Source organism: Pseudomonas sp. NFX98 (assembly GCF_047784845.1).
Classification (GTDB): domain Bacteria; phylum Pseudomonadota; class Gammaproteobacteria; order Pseudomonadales; family Pseudomonadaceae; genus Aquipseudomonas.
Genome location: NZ_JBLNNF010000012.1, coordinates 212,291 through 219,735, shown reverse-complemented (window position 1 = coordinate 219,735; position 7,445 = coordinate 212,291). Strand labels below are relative to the sequence as shown.

Here is a 7,445-nt window from a genome sequence, read left to right as displayed (position 1 = left end):
ACGCAGGCCCTGGTGATACTGGCTCGCAAGCTTGCCCGGATCGTATTTGCACTGCTAAAAGGGCAAGGTGAATACCAACCGAAAGCAGGTTGAGGGCTTCCCCTCAACCATAGAATCTCCCACAATTTGATCTCATCGAATCCAGATTCTGCGACGACATCAATCTGTAAAAACCATCCGCTATACAGGACGCCCCGCTTATAACAAAAAGGCCGTCCACCCATGCCCTTCTCGCCCCAGCGCCTGGCGCTCGTCATCGCCCTGTTGATCAGCACGGGGGCCAGTGCCGCTCCGTATAAAACGGTGCAGATCGATACCGCCACTACCACCGCGCAAACCCTCGGGGGCGCGGACACGCTGACGATCTCGGCGCCGGGCAGCATTACCAATGCCGGCAAGACTGTCAGCCTCAAGGACGGCACGGCCGGTGCCGGTGTGGTGATTGATAACGCGGGGCAGATCGTCTCGACGGGTGGCCGGGCGATCGACAGCAGCGGCGACCTGACCCAGGCGCGCAACTACAGCATTTACAACCGCTCTGGCGGGCAGATTCTGGGGTTCAACGACGCGTTGCGCATCGACAGCAACTTCGTCAGCGGCAGCCTGTTGATCGATAACAGCGGCATCATCCGCTCCACCACCGGGCAAGGTCTGGACCTCGATGCACTGCGCAGCGCCGGTGTCACGACCACGATCATCAACCGCGCGGGCGGACTGATTCGTGGCGACGCCAGCGACGGCATGAAGACCGGCGCCAACGCGACCATCACCAACTATGGCGAGATTTCCACTGGCGACTCGCACAACGCCGACGAGAAATTCGACGGCGTCGACATCGACTCTGCCACCGGCGTGACGGTGACCAACTACGGCAGCATTTCCGGGGGGCGTCACGGCATCACCACGGACCTCGGTGCGACGCTGACCAACTATGGGCAAATCACCGGGCGCAACGGCTCCGGTTTCGGTTCCGACGGCGACGGTACGGTGATCAACCACGGCACCATCACCGGTGCCTATTCCGGATTGCAACCCAACGGCGACGGCGATGGTGTGGACATCGACAAAATCGCGCACATCGAAAACTACGGCACCATCCAGGGTGTCGGTGCCGGTGGCGTGGATAAAAACGGCTTTGCCAACGGCAGCGAAGGTATCGCGCTGGGTGGCGGCTATGTGTTGAACGCCCAAGGCGCGATGATCAGCGGTGCCAACAGCGCCATATTGGTCGACGACGGCAGCGGCGGCTCGGGCTTGGCAGCCACCACGCTGGAGAACTTTGGCACCATTCAGGGCCTCGATGGTTTTGGCGTGAAATTCGTCGGCGAGTTCGCTGACAGCGTCATCAACGGCGGCACCATCAGTGGCAGCAACGGCCTGGCGCTGGACCTCGGCGGTGGCAACGACAACCTGATCCTGCGCAATGGCAGCCGCTTCATCGGTGCCGTCGATGGCGGCAGCGGCTACGACCGTGTGGTGATGGACGACGCGGCGGGCGGCAGCTTAGGCAGCAGTCGCAACTTCGAGTGGCTGGAGGTCAAGCAAGGCGCCTGGACCCTGACCGGCAACGGTGATTTCAGTGATGGCGGCGCCGTGCGCAATGGCGCGACGCTGATCAATCAGGGCGGTATTGCCGGCAGCATGACCGTCGACGCCGGTGGTGTGTACGCCGGCGGTGGTTCGGTGGGCAATTTGCTGGTCAATGGCACCCTGCAGACCAATACCCGCGTTGGCACAGCGACCATCACCCACGACCTGAGCATGGGCAGCGGTTCGACACTGGCTTATGGCGTCAACGCCGATGGCAGCAGCGCACCGGTCAAGGTCGGCGGCACCGCCAACCTCAATGGCGCGACTCTTGCGGTGAATCCCGGCAGCGGCACTTATCCTTGGCAAAGCCAATACACCGTGTTGCAAGCAGCGAGCGTCAACGGCACCTTCAGCAAGGTCACCAGCGACTACGCGTTTCTCACGCCAACCCTGGCCTATACCCCGACTCAGGTCGACCTGACCTACACCCGCAACGATGTCGCCTTCAATGATTTCGCCACCACCGGCAACGGTGGCCGCGCCGCCAACAGCCTGGCGACCCTCGGCAAAAACAACGCGCTGTACAACGCGTTGCTCAACACCACCAATGCCACGGCCGGCGGCGCGATCGAACAACTGAGCGGCGCCAGCAACGCCAACCTGACCAGCGCAACCCTCGGCGCCAGCAGTCAGGTCGGCGGCAGCATGCTCTCGGCGATGCAGCAGATGGGCGGTGGCTCGGGCTTGCTGGTGGGCCTCGACCAGCGCGACACACCGGTCCTCGCGGCTAATGGCGTACCCAATGAAGCCCGCAACCTCAACGATCCGAACGCCCAAGGCCGGCTCTGGCTGCAAGCCATCGGCGGCTACGGCAAGCTCGATGGCGAACATGGCAGCAGCGGTCTGGAACAGCGCAGCAAAGGCACGGTGCTTGGCGCCGATTGGGCGCTCGATGGGCAATGGCGCCTCGGTGTGCTTGGCGGTTATTCGAAAACCGACCTGGACGCCACCGGTGTCGATGGCAACGTCGAGAGCTGGCATGCCGGCGTCTATGCCCTGCGCCAAAGCGGCCCATTGGCTCTGCGCCTCGGCGCGGCGTATAGCGGCCACCAAGGGGAAAGCAAACGTACCGTCGCCTTCAACGGCTTCAGCGACCGACCCGAAGGCGACTACGACGCCGACAGCCAGCAGGCTTTCGCCGAACTCGGTTACGCCATGGGCAGCGGCCGCCTCAGTGCCGAGCCGTTCGCCAACCTCGGCTACCAGCGCTACCACCGCGACAGCTATCAGGAAAAAGGTGGCGCCGCGGCGCTGCAAGTCGACGGGCAAACCGAAGACAATTTCAGCACCACCTTCGGCCTGCGCCTGGCACACCTGAACAGCCTGGATAACGGCATGAGCCTGACCCCACGCATGACCGCCGGCTGGAAACACACCTACGGCAGTGTCAGCAACTCAACACGGCAAGCATTCGTGGTGGGCGGTACGGCGTTCAGTGTCGATGGCAGTTCGCTGGATCGCGACAGCCTGGTACTGGAAGCCGGTCTGGATGTGGGCATCGCCGCCCGTCATACGCTGGGCATCGGCTACAGCGGCGAGCTTGGCAACAACAGCCGAAATCACGGGTTGATCGGACAGTGGCAGATGAGTTTTTGATCGTGGCTAGCCGCAATCGTCCGGTTCTGGTGTAAGAAAAAGCGTCTGTCCGAAACCGATAAATACAGCCGTTTTCCTACGGCTGTCCTTAATTCCTCACGACCTGGCGATACCCCCTGCAACGTCGCCAGATGCGCCTGACATCGCGCTTGCGGCCTCCATTTTAGAGTTTGGTCTCTAGTCAACAGAGGCCAAAATCGATGCCCACTCAACACAAATACCGACCACAAAAACTCGCCTTGGCGATTGCATTTGCCTTGGCTTTTACAGAGTTTGCACAGGCTCAAGAGCCCGTGACGGAACCAGCCCCTCCCACCAACAAATCGGCGCAGACGCTGATCAAAGAGCTCGACGCTTTCGCTAAAACCGCCACGTCCCACTCCATCAAAAACACAGAAGATTGGGGCAAACTTGAACTCGGCGATGTCGATGAAGTGGTCAGGGTGCTTACCCCGCAAGCGTTCAATGGGGTTTTGGAGGGTGGTGCGGGTGAAAACCTCCTGCAACTCGAGGCTACAAAAGGAGGAACGCTTGGCGAAAGCCGCCAATTCCAGCGACTGGATGTAAAGAAAGGTACTTGGACGCTGACCGGTTCCGGTGACTTCAGTACGGGCGCTCTGGTTCGGGCAAAAGCGGCGCTGAACAATGAAGGACATATCGCCGGCGATGCATGGGTCCAGGGTAGCCTGAGCAATTCGGGGAGCATCGACGGTCGTGTCGACATCTACGAACAAGCAACCTTCAGTGGTCGCGGAAGCGTGGGCGCCCTCAACGTAATGGGCCACATGCTCGTCAACAAGGCGCAAGGCGCACCCAAGATAAAAGGCGACATGGCCCTCGCCGAAACGGCGGTATTGTCCTATGAAGTCCACCCGGATGGTTCGAGCGAAACTATCAAGGTCGACGGCACTGCCAGACTCGGAAATGCGACGTTGAAAGTGGTCGGTGTGGGCAATGATTTTCCGCAGACCAGCGAGTACACCATCATTGAAGCCAGCAAGGTTGAGGGCGAGTTCGGTCATGTCGAAAGCAACCTGGCATTCATGGACGCGAAGGCAGATAGCAAAGAAAAGACGGTGGTTCTGACCTACTCCCGTAACAAAGTACCGTTCAAAGTATTCGCACCTGATAAAAGCGCTGAAAACTTCATCGACAGTCTTGAAGAACTTGAAACTGCTCATACGGAGCAGAGCCCATCCCAACCCCCAAATGCCGCCGTCACCGCCCTCCTCGGAGCCAGGACCACAACAGCTCCCTGGATCATCGAAATACTGACCGGCGATAGCAACGCCAACCTCGCCAAAACCACGTTGAACAGCGTCACCCCTGTGAGCGCCAGCATGCTCTCGGCCATGCGCCAATTGGACAGCGCAGGAAACTCCGACAATCAAAACAACGCTCCCCGTCTGGCCGCTGGCAGTAAAGATAACGGTCGGGTCTGGCTTCAGGCATTGGGTCATGGCGGGAAGCTTGATCGCGACTTTCAGGACCTGAAATATTCCACCGAAGGTCTGGTGCTAGGTGCTGATTGGGGCATCGGTGAGCACTGGCATCTGGGTATGATCGGCGGTAAATCCTCGACGCGTATGGACAGCCGACAGCTCGACGGCGACCTCGACAGCTGGCACCTGGGCGCCTATGCCCTGCGTCAGAGTGGCCCGGTAGCGCTGCGGCTGGGTGCGACGTTCAGCAACCACGACGGCAGCACCAAACGCGAAGTCAGCTTCTATAGGTTCAGCGACCGCCCGAAAGGTCGTTACGATGCCAATACCCAGCAAGCCTTCGCCGAGGTCGGCTACAACCTTGGACGCGGCAACGTCGGCTTCGAGCCATTCGCCAGCGTTGGCTACCAACGCTACCAGCGCGACAGCTTCACGGAAAAGGGTGGCGCGGCGGCACTGAAAGTCCACGGGCAAAGTAACGAGAATCTGAACAGCACGTTCGGGCTGCGTCTGGCGCAAATCAATGGGCTGGATAACGGCATGCAACTGACACCGCGTTTCAGCGCAGGCTGGAAACACACCTACGGCGAACTCGACAGTTACACCCGCCAACGCCTGGTGACGGGCGGCCGCGACTACACCGTTTACGGCGCGCCGCTGGATCGTGACAGTTTACTGATCGATGCGGGACTCGACCTTCGGGTATCGGCCAACAACACCTTGGGCGTCAGCCTCAATGGCGAAGCCGGCGGTGACGGACGTAGCTATGGCGTGACGGGGCAATGGCGGATGGCGTTCTGATCATCAACTGACTCAACATAAAACCTGTAGGAGTGAGCCTGCTCGCGATGGCGGAGTGTCAGGCAACATTTAGATCAACTGACACTCCGCCATCGCGAGCAAGCTCGGCTCCTACAAGTTCTGCGTCACTCACAAAAAACGCAGGAAAAAAAAAGGGGAGCACATGCCCCACCGAGGTTTAAAGCGTTGTATCGAGGCCGTTAACTCAGCCCTCGATCTCGATCAGGATTTCGCCCGGGTTCACCCGGTCGCCCTTGGCCACGTGAATGGCAGTGACTTTACCGGCGATGGCCGCTTGTACTTCGGTTTCCATCTTCATCGCTTCGGTGATCAGCACGGCCTGGCCCGCCTTGACGGTGTCGCCTTCCTTGACCAGCACATCGACGATGTTGCCAGGCATGGTGGTGCTGACATGACCCGGCGCGGTGGCTTGCTTGCGCTTGCTGCTGCCGCCGCTGACGAATTCGTTGAGCGGTTCGAATACCACTTCTTCCGGCATGCCGTCGATGGACAGGTAGAAGTGACGCTTGCCTTCAGCCTTGACGCCGACACCGGTGATGTCGACGCGGTAGGTTTCGCCGTGAACGTCGATGACGAACTCGGTCGGTACGCCTTCGCCGCCAGCCGAGGCCACTTTGCCCGCTTCCGGAATCGGCAACAGCACTTCAGGTGTCAGGGTGCCGGCAGCGCGTTCCTCGAGGAACTTGCGGCCGATGTCCGGGAACATGGCGAAGGTCAGCACGTCTTCTTCAGACTTGGCCAGTGCACCGATGTCGGCACGCAGCTTGGTCATTTCCGGTTTGAGCAAATCAGCCGGACGTACGTCGATCACTTCTTCGCTGCCGATGGCCTGGCGACGCAGCTTCTCGTTGACTGTGCCCGGCGCCTTGCCGTAGCCGCCTTGCAGGTACAGTTTCACTTCGTTGGTGATGGTCTTGTAGCGCTCGCCGGCCAGCACGTTGAAGAACGCCTGGGTACCAACGATCTGCGAGGTCGGGGTCACCAGCGGCGGGAAGCCGAGGTCTTCGCGAACGCGCGGGATCTCTGCCAGCACTTCGCTCATGCGATTGAGTGCGCCCTGCTCTTTGAGCTGGTTGGCGAGGTTGGAAATCATCCCGCCCGGCACCTGGTTGACTTGAACACGAGTGTCGACGGCGGTGAATTCGCTTTCGAACTGGTGGTACTTCTTGCGCACGGCGTAGAAGTACAGGCCGATTTCCTGCAGCAGTTCCAGGTTCAGGCCGGTGTCGAACTCGGTGCCCTTGAGTGCAGCAACCATCGACTCGGTACCCGGGTGGCTGGTGCCCGAGGCGAAGCTGGAAATCGCAGTGTCAATGTGGTCGGCGCCGTTTTCGATTGCCTTGAGCTGGCACATCGTCGCCAGGCCTGCGGTGTCATGCGAGTGAATGAACACTGGCAGCGACTGTTCGGCTTTCAACGCCCGAACCAGTTCGCCAGTGGCGTACGGGGTCAGCAGGCCGGCCATGTCTTTGATCGCCACCGAGTCGCAACCCATGGCTTCCATCTGCTTGGCTTGCGCCACGAACGCGTCGATGGTGTGCACCGGGCTGGTGGTGTACGCGATGGTGCCCTGAGCATGTTTGCCGGCAGCTTTCACTGCTTCGATAGCCACGCGCAGGTTACGCACATCGTTCATGGCGTCGAAGATGCGGAACACGTCGATGCCGTTGACTGCGGCCTTGGCAACGAAGGCTTTGACCACGTCGTCGCTGTAGTGGCGGTAGCCCAGCAGGTTCTGGCCACGCAACAGCATTTGCAGGCGCGTGTTAGGCAATGCCGCACGCAATTGACGCAGACGCTCCCACGGATCTTCTTTCAGGAAACGTACGCAGGCGTCGAAGGTCGCGCCGCCCCAGCATTCCAGCGACCAGTAGCCGACTTTGTCGAGCTTGTCGCAGATCGGCAGCATGTCTTCGGTGCGCATGCGGGTCGCCAGCAGCGATTGGTGAGCGTCGCGCAGGATGGTATCGGTTACATGAATCTTCTTGCTCATTG

General features: G+C 60.3%; 3 protein-coding genes and 1 pseudogene. 3 read left to right on the top strand and 1 reads right to left on the bottom strand.

Translation table 11 applies throughout. The annotated features are described in order from the left end of the window. The 3 genes and pseudogenes from ACM110_RS17985 to ACM110_RS17975 form a co-directional block, all read left to right on the top strand. Window positions 1–93, top strand: a pseudogene (locus ACM110_RS17985) (IS110 family transposase); the annotation flags it as partial. 129 nt (window positions 94–222) lie between these two features. Further along, a complete protein-coding gene (locus ACM110_RS17980; protein WP_416128819.1) occupies window positions 223–3,186 on the top strand; it encodes an autotransporter domain-containing protein in 2,964 nt (987 codons plus the stop codon). 200 nt (window positions 3,187–3,386) lie between these two features. After that, entirely contained in the window at window positions 3,387–5,429 is a 2,043-nt protein-coding gene (locus tag ACM110_RS17975) for an autotransporter domain-containing protein (protein ID WP_416128818.1), read from the top strand. Window positions 5,430–5,634: 205 nt separating this feature from the next. Here ACM110_RS17975 and oadA read toward each other — a convergent pair whose 3' ends face one another. Then, window positions 5,635–7,443 carry a sodium-extruding oxaloacetate decarboxylase subunit alpha gene (gene oadA / locus ACM110_RS17970; RefSeq protein WP_338583918.1) on the bottom strand — a complete coding sequence of 603 codons (1,809 nt, stop codon included), beginning with the start codon at window positions 7,441–7,443 and terminating at the stop codon, window positions 5,635–5,637. Window positions 7,444–7,445: the final 2 nt, after the last annotated feature.

Coding starts and splice junctions, on each gene's coding strand:
- ACM110_RS17980 (WP_416128819.1), top strand. CDS start 223: ATGCCCTTCTCGCCCCAGCGCCTGGCGCTCGTCATCGCCCTGTTGATC.
- ACM110_RS17975 (WP_416128818.1), top strand. CDS start 3,387: ATGCCCACTCAACACAAATACCGACCACAAAAACTCGCCTTGGCGATT.
- oadA (WP_338583918.1), bottom strand. CDS start 7,443: ATGAGCAAGAAGATTCATGTAACCGATACCATCCTGCGCGACGCTCAC.